Raw genomic sequence first — 20,563 nt, forward strand, 5'->3', positions numbered from 1 at the left:
TGAGACTTTAATTGAGGGTCTCAGTTTTTTATCTCTTTGGCAATATTATTTCTGTCTCTCGCCCTTATTTTTTAAATTAATATTGCAACGTGGCGGTATTTTATCATTTCTCCATTTTTTATATAATAACTTTTGATATAGTTCATAAGCTTCATCACCTTCAATGCGTACTTTACCTTCTACATAAAAAGGCGGCAGCTTAGCGTGCGAAAGTTGATATTCTTCGACCGCTTCTTCAACAATTTGACGCAGATCGGCTAATTCATTTTTAAAGTGTTCAGACTGATTGCCCCCTCTACGCAAATGTTCACGGTTCATAGCATCCATAATTTCTAAGGCTCCCCACAAATAGGGATTCCCCTCATTATAGACTGCTTTTACAACGGGATGATTACGATATCCAGTTCCAGTTTGGATAGCGCCCAACTCACCTAGACATACGCGAATAATTTGATAAAGTTCTAATACTTGCTTCGATAAACGACGATTATCTAGAAATTCTGCACTGACATTTGGATTAGGACTGACTCTGAATATCTGCACTAAAAACCACCCTTTTCTATCTTTGCCCTCATTATACAAAAAAGCAGTGAAGCAACCTATTAATATAGATTGTTCACTGCTTCTATTTATCAGCTAAAGCAAAAATTATGACATTTTTACAACGTTAGCTGCTTGTTCACCACGGTCGCCTTCAACGATGTCGAAGTCTACACTTTGGCCTTCTTCTAAAGTTTTGTAGCCGTCGCCTTGGATTGCTGAGAAGTGTACGAATACGTCGTCACCATTTTCTCTTTCGATAAATCCAAAACCTTTTTCTGCGTTAAACCATTTAACTGTACCGTTATTCATATAAAAATCCTCCATGTGCTTTTGCACGAATATTTGTAACTTGTTAATAAAAATCAATGGGAGTAAATTCATACGAATAAAACTTCAAATCAATTTCACGAACAATAATTACTTAACCTCAATACTACACTTATTTTTTCGTTTTGTATACCTTTTTGTATTTTTATTTTTAGAAAAAATCCATTTCCTTATTCAATTGCTCCTTATGCAAGCAACTCTATTGTTATTACTTTTTTCTTAAAAAACAGATTATCCATTTAGTATTTTTAAAAATGTAGGATGCTGATAAAGGTATTTATCTTTCCAAGACAACTCTAATTGGTGCCATTGATTATCAATTAAGTGAAACAAACCGTGATTATTCAGTGCATAGAAAGCGCCTGGATGAGTTGAATCCGCTTCTATTTGATTCATATAAGTTCCTGCATAGGGCAGACCTTGGGCACATTCGCTCCAACTGCCATCTTGATTTCTACGATAGATAGTGGCGCGAGGATATTCTTTCTCCTCGTCGCGATAATGCGCTGCAAAAGCATTTTGTGCCGCACCAACTAATAAGTCCGAGGCGTCTTCAGGATTAATCGCGATAGAATATAAATAAGGGTGCTTATCCAAACCTTTACTGGAATACTGCCAACTCATTCCATCATTATCACTTTCCGCAAATGAATGACCCTCAAGCGCCAGGCCATCGCCACATACTGCGAACAATTTACCTGGCTTAGAAGGATGCGTTACCATTTCATGAATATCTTTAGGACTGAAAAATGGTCGGTCATTCCAAGTTTCTCCTCCATCTGTAGTATTAATGAAAGCACCGAATTCAATAGCTGCATTCAGTGTTTGACTATCTTTAGAACTAGGCATTAAATCTTGTACATGATTGGTGTACGGTCTAGCTGGGAATTCCCAAAAAGGTTGTGAAGGTAAGTGTTGCACTTCCTTGAATTCCGTAAATGTTTGGCCGCCATCTTCCGAGTAATAGATAGCGCTTGGTTCTGTGCCCACATATAATATTTCTGGATGATGCGGATTAATCGCCACAGCAGTCATATAAGCAGAGGTAATCCCTTTTCCCAACGTAGGTTCATGATAAGCATTCATTTGACCTATCGCTTTCCAATGGTCTCCGTTATCTTCACTTTTCCAAAGTCCATTTCCATAAGTTGCACAATATAATACTTCTGGAGATGTGGGATTTTGGGCTAAGTCAACAGGATGCGTTCCTTCTAAGCGCGTTTCTACTATATAACCCGTTGCTGTTTCTTTTACAATTACAAGTTCATCTTCCATACCTAAGAAAAATGTATTCAATTCAGACTGTCCTTTCTCTATCATGAGTTAACTTTTCTTGATATTTCCCTGTAATTCTAAAAAGTAATCAAAAGAAAAAACTTTGAAGATTCTTTTCTTTTTTAGATGCACTTATCCTGAAACAGTTTATTCATCAAGCAGTTCTTTTACAGACTCACCAATTCTTACATAATGATCTCCGACTACACGGCTGATAGGATTTAACTTTTCAACATCTACGTATGCACTTTCAGGGTCATAAATAGCATCATCGATATATACCGCTTTAACTTGACCTATTAGCATGTCCGTTCCAGTTTGCTTGTCGCCTAATTCCAAATGATGCACTAATTCACATTCATAACGTACTTTAGCTTCTTTAACACTTGGAACGCTTACTGTTTTTGAATGAGTAGTAGTCAGGTTTGTTTTATCCAGCTCATTAATTTCATGAGGATAATTATCACCTGTTTTGACCACTTCTTTTACAATCGATTCATCTACAATATGAATGACGAATTCTTTGTTATTAAGAATATTAGAACTAGTATCCTTAAGCGCGCCATTTTGTTTACCTACAGAAATCATTAGCATTGGAGGGTCAGGACACACGATATTAAAGAAGGCGAATGGTGCTGCGTTTAATTTTCCATTTTCATCTTGAGAGGTTACAAAGGCTATAGGTCTAGGCGTTACAGTACCTATCAGCGTTTTATACATTTTGCTTAATTCAAGTTCATTAGGATTAATAAACATTTTCAAACCACCCATCTTTATATTATTAATACAGTTTAAGATATTTTCACACACTTATAAAACTTAACGCCTTATACTTTGTGGTCTGAATAGTTATTGGGGATTTTACAAACAATGATAAAAAAGATATTCTATAAGTAAGTTGAGAAGATTATTGTGTCATCGACATGATAAAACGCCAAACACCATTTACTATTGCCGTAGTAGATAGTGTTTTTTGGTATTTGTTGTTATTGCTATTTCATTTATTACTATCCCATCCTCTTTAAACGAATAGTTTCCCTCTATTACAATAAAACCTTTGCACCAAAATTTTCGGTTTCTGTATTTATATTTCAAATTTGTTTGCGTATCAAAAATCATCAAACCGTTCTTACCTTTTAAGTAACCAACAAAACTTAAAACGGATATTTTCGACGTATATTGAACAATATATGGACATGTTCTTTACATGCTTTTGCTTCGATAATTTCTACATCGTCATAGGGTGCGGATTTCAAAATCCACAAAAATATCCGTTGCAATATGCAATTGCTTAAAAATAGACATAAAATTAGCACCTTTACCATTTATTTTAGTAAGGTGCTTAAGATTTTTCGTTTTCTTTTTCTTTACTTTTTAAATAGGCCTTTTTTTCTTTTTCAATTTCTTTCTCATACAATTCTCCCAAAGATTCCAAAATATCCTCTAATGGAATATAGCCATCTAACATTGGAGTTACAGCCATATTAATCATCTCACTTTATATTTTATTCCACTTAAATTATACAATATTCTTAAAACTCTTTCAATTACGAAAAGAATTCTCTACGCCAGTCTTTATCTGGGTTCGGCACTGTTGTACTTATACAATGTGGGCATAATGGCGATGTACTCATTTCCGATACCATTTCTTTTACTTTGTGCGCCTAGCATATCACACTCTTTTTTTCGTCCATTTTAGCAATTAACGCTTATTCTCCGCCCTCGTCGATTATTTAAATGTATTGAAAACGTTATGTTTCTGTTTGCACACTTGCTGCTCCTATGATGAGTAATTGCTTCGCATAATATGCAAGCATTTCTTTCGTAATATCCGCACACATCATTTAGTGAATACTTCAAGAAATACTTAACAGTCCATAAGTCAGGCAAAATTACAAACGTTAAATATAAGCAATATTCAATATCTTTAAGTACTTTTAGTGATTTATTAAAGATGAGTTTTCCAATTTAATATATATTAGTAAAAGTTTAGGAAGTTCTACTACTTCAATCTTACTTGATATTATTCTCACTTGTTTGTTGAATGTAAAAAAGCAAGTGTCATATAATTGCCAGAAAATTAATTTCTCGACACTTATTTGACACTTGCTACAACAAAACATTGATATATCAACGTTTGTAAGCCTGTATGTATGGAGACGGCGGGATTTGAACCCGCGTCCAAGGATCCTGATACAAATCTTTCTACGTGTGTAGTCTATTAATAAGTTTCACATGATGGTAGGAAACAGACAACCAGCATCATGCTAGTCCGATTCATCTCTTCTAGGCAGACTTCGAACAGCAGTGCCTAGCGTATCCTACTAAAGTTGAATCGCGTTAACAGCACATAGGAGATGCTGTTAGGCGATGCAGAGTGCTATTACGCAGCTACTGCTAAATTATTGTTTGATTTGCCAGTTATTATAAACTGAGTGTGTTGATGACGGAGACAACCCTCCGACACGCTTAATAAGCTCTGGGGACCCCTGTCGAATCCAAAACGTCCCCGTAATATAAATATGAGATTCATTCTTTGATGAATCCGATAGCATTCTTAATCATATCAAATTACGCGATTAGACGCAATTCTAATGTTTAGACTACGATTATTAATTTGAAGATGTAGAAGCGGAAACTTTCATTACCGCTTCTACCTTTTTTAATAGCGATCTTTCATAGCACGTTGCATATCACGTTTAACTGCTTTATCTTTCAGATCTTGACGTTTATCGTATTTTTTCTTACCTCTTGCAATACCAATCAAGACTTTACAAACGCCATGTTTAAGATAAAGCTTCAACGGGATAATCGAATATCCTATTTCTCTTGTACGTGTACCCAACTTATCAATTTCTCTTTTGTGTAAAAGTAATTTACGTGGACGAAGGGGATCATGATTGAATCGATTCCCTTCTTCATAAGGTGCAATATGCATATTATGAACGTAAATTTCTCCGTTTTTGACTTGTGCGAAACTATCTTTCAAGTTTGCGCTTCCACGTCGAATTGATTTAATCTCTGTTCCTCTTAACACAATGCCCGCTTCAATCGTATCTTCTATATTATAATCATGTCTTGCTTTACGATTCTCCGCTAAGGTACCTGGAGATTTTTTCTTCTTTTTCGACATCGTGTTCACCTCTTGTTGAATTAATTTCAAAGTGAGGAGGACTGAATTTGTCACAGTCCTTCCCCAATCATAAATCATAATTTATTTCTTTTTACGCGCTTTTTGTTTTACTTTTTTGCTTTTGTAATAAGGTTTATGCTGTGTATTATTTTGTTTATCACGGTTGCGTTGATTTTTGCCTTTACGTTGTTTCTTCTTACCTTTTTTCTTATCGTTTCCTAAGCTTTTACCGCGCGTCTTAGCTTGGATAGTTGTACCTCGTGCTGGGCGATCTTCAGATTTTTTACGTTTAGGTTCAGGCATGCCAACAATTTGGAAATCAATCATACGTTGTTCAACGTCTACATTGACAACTTTTATTTTCACTGCATCCCCAATACGGAATACATTACCTGAACGTTCACCAATCATCGCCATTTGACCTTCTGCAAATTGGTAGTAATCATCTGTCATGTTTGAAACATGAACCATACCTTCTACAGTATTCGGCAATTCGACAAACATTCCGAAATTAGCCACAGAACTGATAATACCTTCATATTCTTCTCCAATATGTTGCAGCATAAATTCAGCTTTTTTCAGTTCATCCGTATCACGCTCTGCTTCAATAGCACGACGTTCACGGTTTGAAGTATGCTCAGCAATTTCAGGAAGCTTGTCTTCCCATTTTCTCAATTCTTTACCACTCATTGTTTCATCAATTAAATATTTACGAATCAATCGATGTACTACTAAGTCAGGATAACGACGAATCGGTGAAGTGAAGTGAGTATAGTAATCAGCTGATAACCCGAAGTGTCCTAAGTTTGCATCTTCATAGCGTGCTTGTTGCATAGAACGAAGCATCATTGTGGACACAACAGTTTGTTCTGGCAATCCTTTTACTTTTTCATGAATTTCTTGCAAAGTACTTGGAGAAATATCTTCTCCTGTGCCTCTGACCATAATTCCGAAGTTCGTAATGAAATCAAAGAATTGCGTTAAACGGTCTGATTTCGGTTGTTCGTGGACACGATAAATAAATGGTACTTCCATTTTATTGAAATGTTCCGCAACGGTTTCATTTGCAGCTAACATAAAGGATTCAATTAAGCGTTCGCCTTCACCGCGGTCACGTAATTGAACATCTACCGGAATACCTTCATCGTTAACTAATACTTTAGCTTCATCAATATCGAAATCAATTTCACCACGACGTTTACGCATTTGTTTTAAGCGATTGGATAAATCTTGAGCTAAATCCAACATCGGCGTCACGTCTTTATACTTTTCACGTACTTCTGGATTCTTATCAGTAATAATTTGATTAACTTCATCATAAGTCATACGATGGTCAGATTTAATGACACTGTCAAAGATTTCATGATTTTTCACGTTGCCATCTTGATCAATTTCCATACGGCAACTTAAAGTTAAACGGTCAACATCAGGGTTCAACGAACAAATACCATTACTTAAGCGATGAGGAATCATCGGAATAACGCGGTCAACTAAATAAACACTTGTACCGCGGTCGTAAGCTTCTTTGTCTAAAGCTGATCCTTCTTTAACATAGTGACTTACATCTGCAATGCTGACAGTTAATTGAGTATTGCCATTCGGTAATTTTTTCACACTAATAGCATCATCTAAATCCTTTGCATCTGCACCGTCGATAGTGATCGTCAATTCATCACGCAAATCTGTTCTGCCTTCAATTTCAGATGGTTCAATTGTCTCAGGAACTTCTTCCGCTTCCTTCAACACTTCATCAGGAAATTCAATTTCGATACCGTGTTGATAGATAATAGATAAAATATCTACACCTGGGTCGTTTTTATGACCTAATATTGCAGAAACATGACCTTCTGGGTTGTCATTTCCTTCTGCATATTTCGAAATTTGCACTAATACTTTATGACCTTCGACAGCGCCTAAGCTTTGACCTTTAGGTATAAAAATATCTTGCATAATTCGCTTATCATCAGGTATTACGAAACCAAAATGACGTCCTTCTGTATAAGTTCCCACGACTTGTGTGACAGAATGTTTCTCGATGGTTTTGACTTCGCCTTCAACTTTGCCTTTAAATTCACCTTTTGATGGTTGAACCTCAACAATCACGGTATCTCCATCCATTGCACGATTAATTTTTGTCGGTGGAATAAAGATATCTTCCATTTCTTCGTCTTCAGGACGTAAGAACGCGAAACCTTTTTTATTTTGACTTAATGTACCTTTTACGAGATTATTTTTCATAGTTTGACTTCCTTTTCTTTGGTAGCGGTCCGTCTTCGTTCGCTCTACTAAGCCAGATTGTTCCAGTTCAACTAACACCTTTATTAAGTCTCTAAATGAGTCGGCATTATTTAAACCTAAACGATCTTGAAAATCAGAAACTGACATGGGTTCATAATCAGGTTGTTTAATAATATCTGCTACAGATTGTTTTAAATTCATTATGCCCCCTCCTTTCATTATTTAATTTGTTTGTTTCTTATTTCTATTTTGACCAATCAAGACTTTCAAGGAAATCATAAATATCCTCAAAGACTTGTTCTTTTTCTTTATCAATTGTAATGACGTGACCGGAATCCGCATACCATTTTATATTTTTTTCTTCTGAAGATGCTTCATCATAAATCACATTAGCAGATTCAGGATTAATCATTTTATCTTGTTCTGCTTGGATGACTAATAATGGATCCATCACTTCATCAACGTGATTACGAACATCTTGAATTGTCTGTTGCAATTCTTTTAATGTGTTTGTGGGATGAAAAGCTTCCATCTCACGTTCAATTGTTGCTTCATCTTTCCCTTGGTATTTTTTAAAGTTGCGCGCATATTCGAGTACCCCTTCATACATTGAGCCTTCTGTCTTGATAAACATAGGCGCACACATCGTTACAATACCCTTTACATCTCTATTTATGCTTACTTTAAGCGCAAAATCGCCACCTAATGAAAGCCCAGCTACAGCAATTTCGTCATAACCTTGCTCCACTAAATAGTCATAACCATCTAATGCATCTTTATACCAGACATGCGGGCTGGATTGTAAAATCTCTTCCGGTGGTGCTGCGTGCCCTTCGTATTGAGGCGCATATGATGTATAACCTTTCTTTTGTAAAAAACGTCCTAACTGTCTTACATCAGAAGAATTCCCAGTAAAGCCGTGTAATAATAATACCGCTCTTTTTCCTTCTTCAAAAAAGAATGGCTTCGGCAATTTAATCTGCATGTCTTTCAATCCTTTCATGATTCCCAATTAATCAAATTTACTCATAGACCTATTATAAAGAAAAAAGCCCGACTTTTACATTGTCGGACCTTACATATTGAAATAAGTAATTGCTAACATCAACACGAAAAATGCAATAGATAATCCAATCGTTACACGGTTCAAGAATAAGTCAACACCGCGCTGCTTCTGCTTACCGCCGAAGAGCTGCTCAGCACCGCCGCTGATTGCTCCTGAGAGGCCGTTACTTTTGCTTTCTTGGAGTAACACAACTGTGATTAAAGCGATACAGTCTATTATTAATAAAACTGTCAATAAAGTGTGCATGCGTAGTCCTCCATTCATAATATACTCAATAAGCATAACACATTTTAATGTAAATTATCAACTTTTGGTCAATCTTCTTATTTACTTATTAGCGATTAAACGTACTTTTGCGTTTGATGGAAATAATCAACATGTACACCGCTAAAGCAAGTGAACCGATGATAGTAATCCATAAAGGCAATGTCATAAATCCTGACTTCACGTGATTAATACTTTGAATAATCACACCTGCATTAACTGCAGTATAAAAGGCTTGAGAGATATAAACAGCAAAGAGGAACCACCATAAATAAGTGTGTTGATTCCAAATTGCGATTAATCCGCACATATAAGCAATTAAATACATAATTCCTGTTAAACGATAGCTGTTAATAAAATTCCCTACTGCATTTTTTGTCGCATCAATATGGTGTGATGTCAGAATATCCGCTACCACACTATTGTCTAAAGAAACAAAAAGATAGATTGCATAGATAACAGCTAATAATACTGAAGCATAAGCAATAAAGCGTCCAGACTTTTTAGCTCTTAGCTCCTTTTCTTGATCTATAGTTTCCATTTTAATTCAGTCTCCTTAATTCAAGCTGAAAGTTTAACTCTATTTATTTAATTATATCAGTTTCTCAATGATTTTCGACAAAAAGCTAGTACAAAAAAAGAAACTGCTAAAGTCTTCAAAGACTCTAGCAGCTTCTCTAATAAGATTACTACTTTATGAAGTTTTGCGTGAACTCAATATTAGTAAACCTTTGCTTATTTATCTAAATTATAGAAAGAGTGAATACCGTCGAATTCAGCTGTTTCGTATAATTCATCTTCAATACGTAATAATTGGTTGTATTTTGCAATACGGTCAGTTCTTGATAATGAACCAGTTTTAATTTGACCAGCATTTGTAGCTACAGCGATGTCAGCAATTGTAGTATCTTCAGTTTCACCAGAACGGTGTGAGATAACTGCTGTGTAACCAGCTTTTTGAGCCATTTGAATTGCATCAAATGTTTCAGTTAAAGTACCGATTTGGTTAACTTTGATTAAGATTGAGTTACCGATACCTTTTTCGATACCTTCAGATAATTTTTTAGTATTTGTAACGAATAAGTCGTCACCTACTAATTGAACTTTTTTACCTAAACGATCTGTAAGTTGTTTCCAACCATCCCAGTCGTTTTCGTCCATACCATCTTCAATTGTGATGATAGGATATTTGTTAACTAATTCTTCTAAGTAGTCAACTTGTTCAGCTGAAGTACGTTTAGCACCTTCAGGACCTTCGAATTTAGTATAGTCATAAACACCATCTTCGTAGAATTCAGAAGAAGCGATATCGAATCCAAGGTAAACATCTTTACCTGGTTTTAATTTTGCAGCTTCAATTGCTTCTAAAATAGTATCTACAGCATCTTCTGTGCCGTGGAATTTAGGAGCAAATCCACCTTCGTCACCTACTGCAGTTTCTAAACCGCGTTTTTTAAGAATTTTAGCTAAGTTGTGGAAGATTTCAGCACCCCAGCGTAATGATTCTTTGAATGAATCAGCGCCAACAGGTAAAATCATAAATTCTTGGAAAGCAATCGGTGCATCAGAGTGTGAACCACCGTTTACAATGTTCATCATAGGAACTGGTAATTGTTTACCATTGAATCCGCCTAAATATTTATAAAGCGGTTGACCTAATAAGTCTGCAGCTGCACGAGCAACAGCAATAGAAACACCAAGAATAGCGTTTGCGCCTAGTTTACCTTTGTTGTCAGTTCCATCCAATTGAATCATCATTTTGTCGATTGAAACTTGGTCTAATACTGAAAATTCGCCTTCAACGATCTCTGGTGCGATTTTTTCGTTTACGTTTTCAACTGCTTTAGTAACGCCTTTACCTAAATAACGATCTTTATCACCGTCACGTAGTTCTACGGCTTCGTACTCACCTGTTGATGCACCTGATGGTACTAATGCACGACCGAATGCACCGCTTTCAGTTAATACTTCTACTTCAACTGTTGGATTACCGCGAGAATCTAAGACTTCGCGAGCATAAACATCTGTAATAATTGGCATGTTGATAATCTCCTTTTCATAATAGCTTTCGCTTATATTATAACTTTTTTCCTATCAAAATTGAATTGATTGTTGAGTAATGACACATTAATTTCTTAATGTTTGATTAAAGAAACACCAGTCATTTCTTCTGGTTGTTGTACACCTAATAAATCAAGCAATGTAGGTGCTAAATCACCAAGTTTACCAGTTTCATTTAGTGTTACGCCTTCTTTAGTCACAATAACGGGAACTGGGTTAGTAGTATGAGTTGTCATAGGTTGGTCGTCATCAGTCAATACTTGATCTGAGTTACCATGGTCAGCAGTAATAATTGCGTGGCCGCCCATTTCGATAATTTTATCTACAACTTCACCTAAGCATTCATCTACCGCTTCAATTGCTTTCACAGTCGGTTCAAGCATACCACTATGGCCGACCATATCTGGGTTAGCAAAGTTTAAGAGAATTAAATCTAAATCCCCTTTATCAAGTTCTTCCAATAGTGCATCTTTAACTTCGTAAGCACTCATTTCAGGTTTCAAGTCGTAAGTTGCAACTTTCGGTGAGTCGATTAAGCGACGACGTTCACCTTCAAATTCTTCATTACGACCACCACTCATGAAATAAGTTACATGAGGATATTTTTCAGTTTCAGCAATACGTAATTGTTTTAAGTTGTTAGCTTCAGCAACTTCACCAATTGTCTGTTTCAAATCAACTTTTTCAAATACAATACTTGCATCTACTTGGTCATTATATTTTGTAAATGTTGCAAAGAATAAATCTTTAGGCTGTTCCACTTCAAATCCTTTGAAATCTTTATTAGTGAAGATTTCAGAAAGTTGACCTGCTCTATCAGGACGGAAGTTGAAGAATACTACTGAATCGCCATCTTGAACGCCCTCATTTTGTTCTTTGATTGAGAAAGGAACAACGAATTCATCAGTCACATCGTTTTCGTAATTAGCTTCAATACCTTCTTCAGCTGATGCGTATTCAGGTGCATCAATATCACGAATTGCATTATAAGCTTTTTCTTCACGTTCCCAACGTTTGTCGCGGTCCATTGCGTAATAGCGTCCAGAAATTGAAGCAAATTGGCCAATACCGATTTCTTTGAATTTTTCTTCAGTTTCTTTGACATATTTTAAGGCAGATTTTTGATCTACATCACGGCCATCTAAGAATCCGTGAACATAAACTTTATCTAATCCTTGTTTTTTCGCAAGTTCTAAAATCGCAAATAAATGTTTGTAGTGGCTGTGTACACCGCCATCTGATAATAAACCGAAGACATGCAATGCTGAACCATTTGCTTTTACATGTTCAATTGCTTCGTTCAAGACTTCGTTTTCAAAGAAGTCTCCATCTTCAATTGCTTTATTAATACGAGTCAAACTTTGATAAACAATACGACCTGCACCGATGTTCATATGACCAACTTCAGAGTTGCCCATTTGGCCTTCTGGAAGTCCTACAGCTAAACCGCTGGCTTCGATTTGTGTAGTAGGATATTTGCCATAGTAACGGTCGAAGTTGGGTTTGTTTGCTTGTTTGACTGCATTACCGTGTTCACTTTCTCTATTCGCAAAACCATCAAGGATGATTAAAGCTGTTGGTTGTTTTGCCATATTATTTAGCACCTTCTAATAATTGTACGTAATCTTCTACTTTCAATGAAGCACCGCCGACTAAAGCACCGTCGATATCTGATTCTGCCATGTATTCAGCGATGTTGTTAGGTTTGACACTGCCGCCATATTGAATGCGCACTGCATCTGCTACTTCTTGGTTAGCAAGTTCAGCAACAGTTTTACGGATAAACGCACTCATTTCATTAGCATCTTTAGAAGTTGATGATTTGCCTGTACCGATTGCCCAAATTGGTTCGTAAGCAATAACCACTTGTTTCAATTGGTCTTCAGATAATCCTTCTAAAGCTTTTTTAACTTGTTCGCCTACAACTTCTTCAGCTTTGCCGCCTTCACGTTGCTCGTCAGATTCACCGACACAAATAATTGGAGTCATACCGTGATTGAATACAGCATGCGCTTTTTTGTTCACTTCTTCGTCAGTTTCATGGAATAAATCACGGCGTTCTGAGTGACCGATGATAACATATTTCACACCTAATTCAGCTAATGCAACTGGAGAAGTTTCACCAGTAAATGCACCGCTTTCTTCGAAATAAGTGTTTTCAGCACCGATTTCCAGACCTTCAGCTTTTCCATCTTTAACTAAAGTTGTTAAAGCATCTAATTGAATAGTTGGTGCGCAGATGACTGCTTCAACTTCATTTGTATCTGGCAATTGAGGTAAAGCATTTACAAAGTCTTTAGCCTCTTGTACTGTTTTGTTCATTTTCCAGTTACCTGCAATAATTGGTTTTCTCATTATTAAACGCTCCTTGAAAAATTATTATATAAATTATATTACTTATTTGTCGCTGATAGATTTGATACCTGGCAATTCTTTGCCTTCAAGATATTCAAGAGAAGCTCCGCCACCAGTTGAAATGTGTGAGAAGTCGTCTTCGAATCCAAGCATCATTGCTGCTGCTGCAGAGTCGCCGCCACCAATAATAGTAGTCGCGTCTTTTAATGAAGCAATCGCTTCACAAACACCGATAGTACCTTGTGCGAAGTTTTCAAATTCAAATACGCCCATTGGACCATTCCATACTACAGTATGTGCGCCTTCAAGTTCTTTTTTGAATAAATCTACTGTTTCAGGACCAATATCAAGCGCTTCTTGATCTGCTGGAATTTGGTCGATTGTTACAACAGTGAATTGTGCTTCATTAGAGAATTCTTTTGCAACTTTAGCATCTACAGGTAATACAATTTTATCTCCTGCACGTTCTAATAAATCTTTTGCAAAATCTACTTTGTCTTCTTCTAATAATGATTTACCGATTTCATAGCCTTGAGCTTTTAAGAATGTATAAGCCATACCACCACCGATAAGGACTTTATCTGCTACATTCAATAAGTTTTCGATGACACCGATTTTATCTGATACTTTTGCTCCACCCAAGATAGCCACAACTGGTTTATCAGGGTTATTTACAACGCCGCCGATAAATTTAATTTCTTTTTCCATTAAATCGCCAGCTGCACTTTCTAAGTGAGATGCAATCCCTACGTTTGAAGCATGTGAACGGTGAGCAGTACCAAATGCATCATTTACAAATACATCACCTAATGATGCCCAGTATTTACCTAATTCAGGATCGTTTTTAGATTCTTTTTTACCATCTAAATCTTCAAAACGAGTATTTTCTACTAAAAGCACTTCTCCATCTTTTAATTCTGCGATTGCTTTTTCTAAAACTTCACCACGAGTATGAGGAATAAAGTTAACATCTTTACCTAATTTTTCGCTTAAACGTTCAGCTACAGGTTTAAGTGTTAATTTTTCTTTATCGCTTTCTTCTTTAACTTTTCCTAAGTGTGAGAAAAGAACGAGTCTGCCACCTTGGTCAAGAATATACTCAATAGTTGGTAAAGCTTGAACAATACGGTTGTCGTTAGTAATTTTTCCGTCTTTTAAAGGTACGTTGAAATCAGCACGTTCTAATACAACTTTACCTTTCAAATCTAAATCAGATACATGTTTTTTAGCCATCTAAACTTCCTGCTACTAAAAACATATTCAAATGTTATTAGAGGATTTCTCTTTTCAATGAGGTTGATTTCGATTGAAATCAATTCTATGAACCTCTCCCAGAGCGTTACTTCCGATGTAGCCCACCGTAGTTTGAAACTTTATCAATACATTTAAATTGTGTGATAACCTTTTAGCAGTTTCCCTTTCTTTATTTTATTACACTATCACGGTGTAATCTGTTGCTTGTTTCAAATTAATACTGGCGTTTATATCTCTATCTTTAATCATTCCGCAATGGTTACAATAATACGTTCTTTGATTTAAAGACATGGGTTGTATGTGACCGCAATCAGAACATATTTGACTGGATGGATAAAATCTGTCGACTTGGCGTAATTCGATGTCGTTTTACATGGATGGTAACGATCAAATAATAACTTCCGATACCAGATTTCTTTTTGAACTTCGGATAACCTTTTGGTTTTTTGAAAAAGGTCTGATAAGCACGATGTACATTCATAATAGATTGTTTGAAAGCTTTGCTGGCACTTTGTTTAACTCGATGTTTATCCGGATGACTTGGAAGATACACATTGTTCATCCATTTGCTGAAAGCAAAACCGTTCATGTATGATTGTTCGGTTTTATAGAAATTTTAGTTAATTTCGATAAATTTTTTGTATACCCAACGGCATATGCCGATAGTTCAGTTGATAGTCTGACGTTGTTCAAAAGAAAGAAGGTCTATAGATTGAGATTAGCATATAGCTGTCAATATTGCAGAAAAAACATCTAAAGCATCTGAAATTTTTTCTGTTCAGAAACAAACTATTCACTAAGTTTCAATACAGCTTATTAATTTTTAAAAAAGCGGAGAAGCGTATGTGCCTCTCCGCTTACTCAAAAGCTGACCATTAAAATTCAACAGCACATTTACAGCTTGTCAAATTCAGATCTCATTATTAAATTATTTTACGTCTTTGATAAGGTATTCTAAAGTACGTACTAATTGTGCAGTGTAAGACATTTCGTTGTCATACCAAGCTGCAACTTTAACTAATTGACGACCTGATACAGTCATCACACGAGTTTGTGTAGCATCGAATAATGAACCGAATGTCATACCAACTACGTCAGAAGATACGATTTCGTCTTCATTGTAACCGAATGATTCGTTAGAAGCTTGTTTCATTGCTTCGTTTACTTCGTCAACTGAAACTTCTTTGTCTAATACAACTGTTAATTCTGTTAATGAACCAGTTGCAACAGGAACACGTTGAGCACCACCGTCTAATTTACCGTCAATTTCAGGGATTACTTTACCGATTGCTTTAGCAGCACCAGTTGAGTTTGGTACGATGTTTTGAGCTGCTGCACGTGCACGACGTTTGTCACCTTTTCTGTGTGGACCATCTTGAGTATTTTGGTCACCAGTGTAAGCATGAATAGTAGTCATGAAACCTTCAACTAAACCAAAGCTGTCGTTTAAAACTTTTGCTACTGGAGCAAGTGAGTTTGTAGTACAAGAAGCACCTGAAACGATAACATCAGAGCTGTCTAAAGTATCTTGGTTTACGTTATAAACGATTGTTTTAACGTCGCCAGTTGCTGGAGCAGAAATTAATACTTTTTTAGCACCTGCGTCGATATGTGCTTTAGCTTTTTCATCACTTGTATAGAAACCAGTACATTCTAATACAACATCAATGTCTAAATCTTTCCAAGGTAATTTGCTTGCATCTGGTTCTTCGAATGATTTAACTTCTTTACCATTCACACGGAATCCGCCATCTACAACTTCAACTTCTTCTGTGAAACGTCCTTGCATTGTATCGTATTTTAATAAATGCGCTAACATTTCATCATCTGTTAAGTCGTTTACTGCTACTACATCGATACCTTCAACATCTTGAATTCTTCTGAATGCTAAACGACCGATTCTACCAAAACCATTAATTGCTACTTTAACTGCCATTATTATGGCCTCCTTTAAAAAGATATTGTTAAAAAGTGGTTTCACTTTTTATAACCAAATTTGTTTAAGATTGTACGATAGTTTTAGCTGCGCCTTCATCTGTGATAAGAATAGTGTTCTTAGGGGCAATCGATAAATAAGCCTTTATCGCCTCGCCTTTAGAAGCACCTCCAGCTACAGCATATATATATTGCTTCGATTCTAAATCTTCCATTTGAAGTCCTATCGTTTTAACTTTATGGACGATCTTTCCATGAATATCGAAGTAATAACCAAATGCTTCTCCTACAGCATTGTGATGTTGAAGCATTTCAATCACATCTTTAGGTGAATGACGTCGATTCGCCATTTTCAGCGCATCACCAATGCCATGAACTGTAATATTTGATTGCTTGATTTTTTCTAATGTATTAGCAACTGAAGGCTCTTGCATCAACAACTCATATGTAGACTCACTGACATTATCAGGAACATATAATGTTGTGTAATCACCGCCAGTTTGTTCAGCCATACTTGCTGCAATAGTATTTGCTTGGTACACCATATTTTCCCCTAAACCGCCTCTTGCTGGTACAAAGAACGTTTTAAATGGCAATACATGCATTGATTCACTTACCGATGCCATTGTAGAGCCGCCGGTTATTGATACTATTGCGTCTTTATAAAAAGTTTTTTCTAAGAGCTGTCCAGCTTGATTACCCATTTCACTCTTCACTGCATTATCGATATCTGTATTTCCAGGTACGACATACACATTACTGATTTGATAACGTTCTTTAATCAGTTGTGCTAAATGGTAACCATCTGAGTACATATTGAAATAATTATCCAATTCATCGATTAAATGTTCACCTTCATCAGTAATTTCCATTCCTGTAGGTTTCACTTTAATCAATTCTTGTTTCTTCAACATGTTTGTTTCTGACCGCAATACACGTTCAGTTAAGTTCATGTATTCGCTCAAGCTTCTTCTTCCAACAGGTTGGTGCATCTTGATAGTAGTGAGTATAGTGAATCTGCGATACATTCTGTCGACAAGCTCAGGAATTAACTTCTGTTGGACTTTAAGCAAGTCTTCCACTACTATTTCCTCCTCTATATCTATAAGGGTCAGCATGCAACCACACTTTGACGTTTTGAGTCCCGGGTGGGACAAAAAAATAACATCTCTTACATTTGTAATAATACTATCATCTGATTTAAAAAGCAAGTCCGAATGCTTATAATAAATTTTAAAACTTACTGTTGCATACAATTGTTCCTTAACAATTATATTATACCCTTTTGTCGCAAGAAAAATCATCTAAAAACTATATTTTCCACACAATTTTTCTTATGATTATTCATATACCCAGTTAACCACTATAATAATGCATTGAAGGAGGTTTATATATGTCTGAAAAAAATAAAAATCCAGAAGTGATCGACCCAAAAGATCCTAGATATAAAGACGACACATATTTTCATCCTCAACACTCTGATAATCGTCAATCTCATTTCGAGAATGAAAGAAGATTTAAATATTATTCTTTCGGCGGCTGTTTTCCTATCGGTTGCGGTTGTTTACCTTTCCTTATCATTATATCTATATTAATTACTTGGTTAATAAACTTAATTAATTAAAAAAGCTGAAGAGGCTGAGACATCATTTCTATCTCACTCCTACTTCAGCTTTATGATTCAACACAAATATTATCGTTGTGATGATGTATTGTTACTATTATTAGATTGATTACTTTGATTAGATTTATTCGACTGAGCAGCACTATTATTACCTTGATTTGAAGGTGTCTGTTTATTTTGTGTTGCACTAGAATTATTTGATGGTTGTGCGTTTCTCGATGTATTATCTACTGTTGATTGCTGTCCTTGCCCTGGCCTGGGCTTATTGTTTGACTGTTGATTCTGAGTATTCTGTTGTGGTTTACTCTGCTGTTGATTTTGTTGCTGTTGATTAGATTTTTGCTGATCTTGCTGGCGTTGTTTATTTGCTTGTTCTTGTTGTGCTTTCTGCTGTTCCTGCTGTTGTTGATTTTGCTGTTCTTTAGCTTTTTGTTGTTCCATAGCTTTGTCAGCTTGTTCTTTCGCCTTTTGTTGGCGTTCTTTTGCTATTTCATCATTTTTCTTTTGTTGTTCTGCAGCTTGCTTTTTAGCTGCTTCTTGATCTTTACGTGCTTGTTCCTGTTGCTTGTCTTGTTGTGCTTTGTTGTTTGCTGACTGTTGTTTTTGAGCTTTTCTATTTTGTTCCTCTTGTCGTGCTGCTTGTTCTCTTTGTGCATTTATATTATTTTGTCTTTGTTGTTCTGCAGCTTGTTGGTCGGCTTGTTCTTGTTGTTCTTTTTCCTTTTCTTTTCGTTTCTGCTCTTCTTTTTTCTTTTTCTCTTCACGTTCTTTTTTCTCTTTTTTATCTTGCTTTTCTTGTTTTTCTTTTTTCTGTTCCTGACTTAATCTCTCGCTGCCTTTCTTAGAGTGATCCACAAACGCGAAAGTGGCAAATGCAAGCGTGAATAATAAAATAACAACAATAATAGCACTCACAATTTTCGCGAGGCCGCTCATTTTATTTTTAGGTGGCTTGCCAAAATCATTTCGATTTTTATTAGACATGTGCTCTCCTCTTTCCGAATTCAATTCCTAATAATATACACATTAAGATTTTTGCAATTTATTTTTATATACCCGATTGAATTGTTATTTTCATAGTTTTCATTAACTAATGATAACATTTTCCAATGATATATACATCATTTTGCGAGGAAAAGAGTCGATATTAATCTGAATTTAATATTCACTTTATCAATGTATATATAGCAAGCATTTTCTTGCCCAGGGTGTATAGATGATTAACTTCCGAAAGATTGTTATAATGAAATTCACATAATTATCTCCTAAAAAAATAATGGACCTATACGTTTCTCGCATAGGCCCAATACTAAAGGGAGTCAAAATTTCACCTTCGCATGTATATTATGGGGTATACTGTTTTTAATTAAGAGATGTTTAATTAATTTCCGAAGGTACTTTCATTATAACTTTTCTGTATTTGTTTTAAATACTTCTATTAAGATTTTATTGACATATTAATGTCTAAACATTGAATAAACAATGAATATTTAGAATGAATATTGTCTATATAAGAAGTGAAGCAGAACTACGTATATTATAAAAGAGGTGGCTAAAATGAAAGAGTATTTAATCACAGGTGGTACAGGTTTAGTAGGTAGTCATTTGGTCGATGCTATCTATAATACCGATTCACATATTACTATTCTCACTCGACAAGATCGTCATAGCTTAGACAATAAGATTACTTATGTTAATTGGAATAAAGATGGATGGGAAAACAAAGTACCTGATCATATCGATATTGTAATCAATCTCGCTGGTGCTTCATTAAATAATCGTTGGACTGAAGATTATAAACGTACTTTAATGTTGAGCCGCATTCGTTCGACTCAAGCGCTTTATGAATTATTCGAGCATAAGAATACGCATCCATCTGTCTTATTTAACGCAAGTGCTGTGGGTTATTATCGACCTGATTTCCATAGAACTTATACAGAACTTTCTAAATGCGATCCTCATGATTTTCTTTCAGATATTACTTATCAATGGGAGCGATTTGCACGTAAATTTGAAAAATTAGGTACAAGAGTCGTAATCGGACGTTTCGGCATGATTCTTTCAGATGAAGGCGGCGCCCTCCCTACTATGGAACTTCCATACAGATTTTACTTTGGCGGCAAATTAGGCACAGGCTTCCAATGGTATTCTTGGATTCACATCACTGATTTAACACGTGCTATTTTATTCTTAATTCATGATTCAAATGCTGAGGGTGTATTCAACCTCACTGCTCCTGTCTCTGAAAGACAAAATCTTTTCGGATATACACTGGCTAGAGAAATGCACAAACCTCATGAAACATGGGCGCCTAGTTTAGTCTTGAGATTAGTGTTAGGGCAACGTGCTACAATCATCTTAGATACACAAAAAGCAATTCCGAATCGCTTGCAAGCTCGAGGATTCGATTTTGCTTATCCAAATTTAAAAGCTGCACTAGATAATTTAGTGCACGAATAATCAACTACTCATTTAAAGTAGTATTTAA

General features: G+C 35.8%; 20 protein-coding genes, 1 other RNA gene and 2 pseudogenes. 2 read left to right on the forward strand and 21 right to left on the reverse strand.

The window, feature by feature from the left end:
* Positions 1 to 45: 45 nt before the first annotated feature.
* From CKV71_RS10120 to CKV71_RS10205, 20 genes and pseudogenes are all read right to left on the reverse strand, one after another.
* Positions 46 to 543 (reverse strand): pyrimidine dimer DNA glycosylase/endonuclease V, encoded by a 498-nt coding sequence (locus CKV71_RS10120; protein WP_095106424.1) that lies wholly within the window; start codon positions 541 to 543, stop codon positions 46 to 48.
* Positions 544 to 648: 105 nt separating this feature from the next.
* The gene (locus CKV71_RS10125; RefSeq protein ID WP_015899695.1) at positions 649 to 852 is read right to left on the reverse strand and encodes a cold-shock protein; all 204 of its coding nucleotides are present in this window, start codon (positions 850 to 852) and stop codon (positions 649 to 651) included.
* Between the two features lie 249 nt (positions 853 to 1,101).
* Complete coding sequence (locus tag CKV71_RS10130) at positions 1,102 to 2,190, reverse strand: WD40/YVTN/BNR-like repeat-containing protein (RefSeq protein ID WP_095106426.1); 1,089 nt, start codon at positions 2,188 to 2,190, stop codon at positions 1,102 to 1,104.
* Between the two features lie 102 nt (positions 2,191 to 2,292).
* Complete coding sequence (locus tag CKV71_RS10135) at positions 2,293 to 2,901, reverse strand: flavin reductase family protein (RefSeq protein ID WP_095106428.1); 609 nt, start codon at positions 2,899 to 2,901, stop codon at positions 2,293 to 2,295.
* A 288-nt stretch (positions 2,902 to 3,189) separates the two neighbouring features.
* Positions 3,190 to 3,377: pseudogene (locus CKV71_RS10140) on the reverse strand (transposase); the annotation flags it as partial.
* A 110-nt stretch (positions 3,378 to 3,487) separates the two neighbouring features.
* A complete protein-coding gene (locus CKV71_RS12435) occupies positions 3,488 to 3,628 on the reverse strand; it encodes a hypothetical protein (RefSeq protein ID WP_157738599.1) in 141 nt (46 codons plus the stop codon).
* 668 nt (positions 3,629 to 4,296) lie between these two features.
* Positions 4,297 to 4,656: a transfer-messenger RNA gene (gene ssrA, locus CKV71_RS10145) on the reverse strand.
* A gap of 151 nt (positions 4,657 to 4,807) precedes the next feature.
* Positions 4,808 to 5,278: an SsrA-binding protein SmpB gene (smpB, locus tag CKV71_RS10150; RefSeq protein ID WP_095106430.1), complete on the reverse strand. Its 471-nt coding sequence runs from the start codon at positions 5,276 to 5,278 to the stop codon at positions 4,808 to 4,810.
* Between the two features lie 81 nt (positions 5,279 to 5,359).
* The gene (gene rnr / locus CKV71_RS10155) at positions 5,360 to 7,717 is read right to left on the reverse strand and encodes a ribonuclease R (protein WP_095106434.1); all 2,358 of its coding nucleotides are present in this window, start codon (positions 7,715 to 7,717) and stop codon (positions 5,360 to 5,362) included.
* Positions 7,718 to 7,760: 43 nt separating this feature from the next.
* The gene (locus tag CKV71_RS10160) at positions 7,761 to 8,501 is read right to left on the reverse strand and encodes an alpha/beta hydrolase (RefSeq protein ID WP_095106436.1); all 741 of its coding nucleotides are present in this window, start codon (positions 8,499 to 8,501) and stop codon (positions 7,761 to 7,763) included.
* A 90-nt stretch (positions 8,502 to 8,591) separates the two neighbouring features.
* Positions 8,592 to 8,828: a preprotein translocase subunit SecG gene (gene secG, locus CKV71_RS10165; protein ID WP_047132666.1), complete on the reverse strand. Its 237-nt coding sequence runs from the start codon at positions 8,826 to 8,828 to the stop codon at positions 8,592 to 8,594.
* An 88-nt stretch (positions 8,829 to 8,916) separates the two neighbouring features.
* Positions 8,917 to 9,387 (reverse strand): hypothetical protein, encoded by a 471-nt coding sequence (locus tag CKV71_RS10170; RefSeq protein ID WP_095106438.1) that lies wholly within the window; start codon positions 9,385 to 9,387, stop codon positions 8,917 to 8,919.
* Between the two features lie 194 nt (positions 9,388 to 9,581).
* A complete protein-coding gene (gene eno, locus CKV71_RS10175; protein ID WP_095106440.1) occupies positions 9,582 to 10,886 on the reverse strand; it encodes a surface-displayed alpha-enolase in 1,305 nt (434 codons plus the stop codon).
* A gap of 95 nt (positions 10,887 to 10,981) precedes the next feature.
* Complete coding sequence (gene gpmI, locus CKV71_RS10180) at positions 10,982 to 12,499, reverse strand: 2,3-bisphosphoglycerate-independent phosphoglycerate mutase (protein WP_095106442.1); 1,518 nt, start codon at positions 12,497 to 12,499, stop codon at positions 10,982 to 10,984.
* A gap of 1 nt (position 12,500) precedes the next feature.
* A complete protein-coding gene (gene tpiA / locus CKV71_RS12695; protein ID WP_095106444.1) occupies positions 12,501 to 13,262 on the reverse strand; it encodes a triose-phosphate isomerase in 762 nt (253 codons plus the stop codon).
* Positions 13,263 to 13,304: 42 nt separating this feature from the next.
* Positions 13,305 to 14,495, reverse strand: a complete 1,191-nt coding sequence (locus tag CKV71_RS12700) for a phosphoglycerate kinase (RefSeq protein ID WP_095106446.1) — start codon at positions 14,493 to 14,495, stop codon at positions 13,305 to 13,307.
* A 198-nt stretch (positions 14,496 to 14,693) separates the two neighbouring features.
* Positions 14,694 to 14,879 (reverse strand): annotated as a pseudogene (locus tag CKV71_RS12705) (zinc ribbon domain-containing protein); the annotation flags it as partial.
* On the reverse strand, positions 14,827 to 15,105 hold the full coding sequence (locus CKV71_RS12710; RefSeq protein WP_151194847.1) for a hypothetical protein: 279 nt from the start codon (positions 15,103 to 15,105) through the stop codon (positions 14,827 to 14,829). The gene CKV71_RS12710 and the pseudogene CKV71_RS12705, both read right to left, overlap by 53 nt.
* 339 nt (positions 15,106 to 15,444) lie before the next feature.
* Entirely contained in the window at positions 15,445 to 16,452 is a 1,008-nt protein-coding gene (gene gap / locus CKV71_RS10200; RefSeq protein WP_095106448.1) for a type I glyceraldehyde-3-phosphate dehydrogenase, read from the reverse strand.
* 64 nt (positions 16,453 to 16,516) lie between these two features.
* Positions 16,517 to 17,533, reverse strand: coding sequence for a sugar-binding transcriptional regulator (locus CKV71_RS10205; protein WP_095106450.1), 1,017 nt, complete (start codon positions 17,531 to 17,533; stop codon positions 16,517 to 16,519).
* 311 nt (positions 17,534 to 17,844) lie between these two features.
* On the opposite strand from CKV71_RS10205, the gene CKV71_RS10210 reads away from it, so the two are divergent.
* Positions 17,845 to 18,075, forward strand: a complete 231-nt coding sequence (locus CKV71_RS10210) for a hypothetical protein (RefSeq protein WP_095106452.1) — start codon at positions 17,845 to 17,847, stop codon at positions 18,073 to 18,075.
* A 69-nt stretch (positions 18,076 to 18,144) separates the two neighbouring features.
* Here the strand turns inward: CKV71_RS10210 and CKV71_RS10215 are convergent, their stop codons facing one another.
* Positions 18,145 to 19,059, reverse strand: coding sequence for a DUF4887 domain-containing protein (locus CKV71_RS10215; protein WP_095106454.1), 915 nt, complete (start codon positions 19,057 to 19,059; stop codon positions 18,145 to 18,147).
* Positions 19,060 to 19,632: 573 nt separating this feature from the next.
* On the opposite strand from CKV71_RS10215, the gene CKV71_RS10220 reads away from it, so the two are divergent.
* The gene (locus CKV71_RS10220; protein WP_095106456.1) at positions 19,633 to 20,535 is read left to right on the forward strand and encodes a TIGR01777 family oxidoreductase; all 903 of its coding nucleotides are present in this window, start codon (positions 19,633 to 19,635) and stop codon (positions 20,533 to 20,535) included.
* Positions 20,536 to 20,563: the final 28 nt, after the last annotated feature.

Source organism: Staphylococcus piscifermentans (assembly GCF_900186985.1).
Classification (GTDB): Bacteria; Bacillota; Bacilli; order Staphylococcales; family Staphylococcaceae; genus Staphylococcus; species Staphylococcus piscifermentans.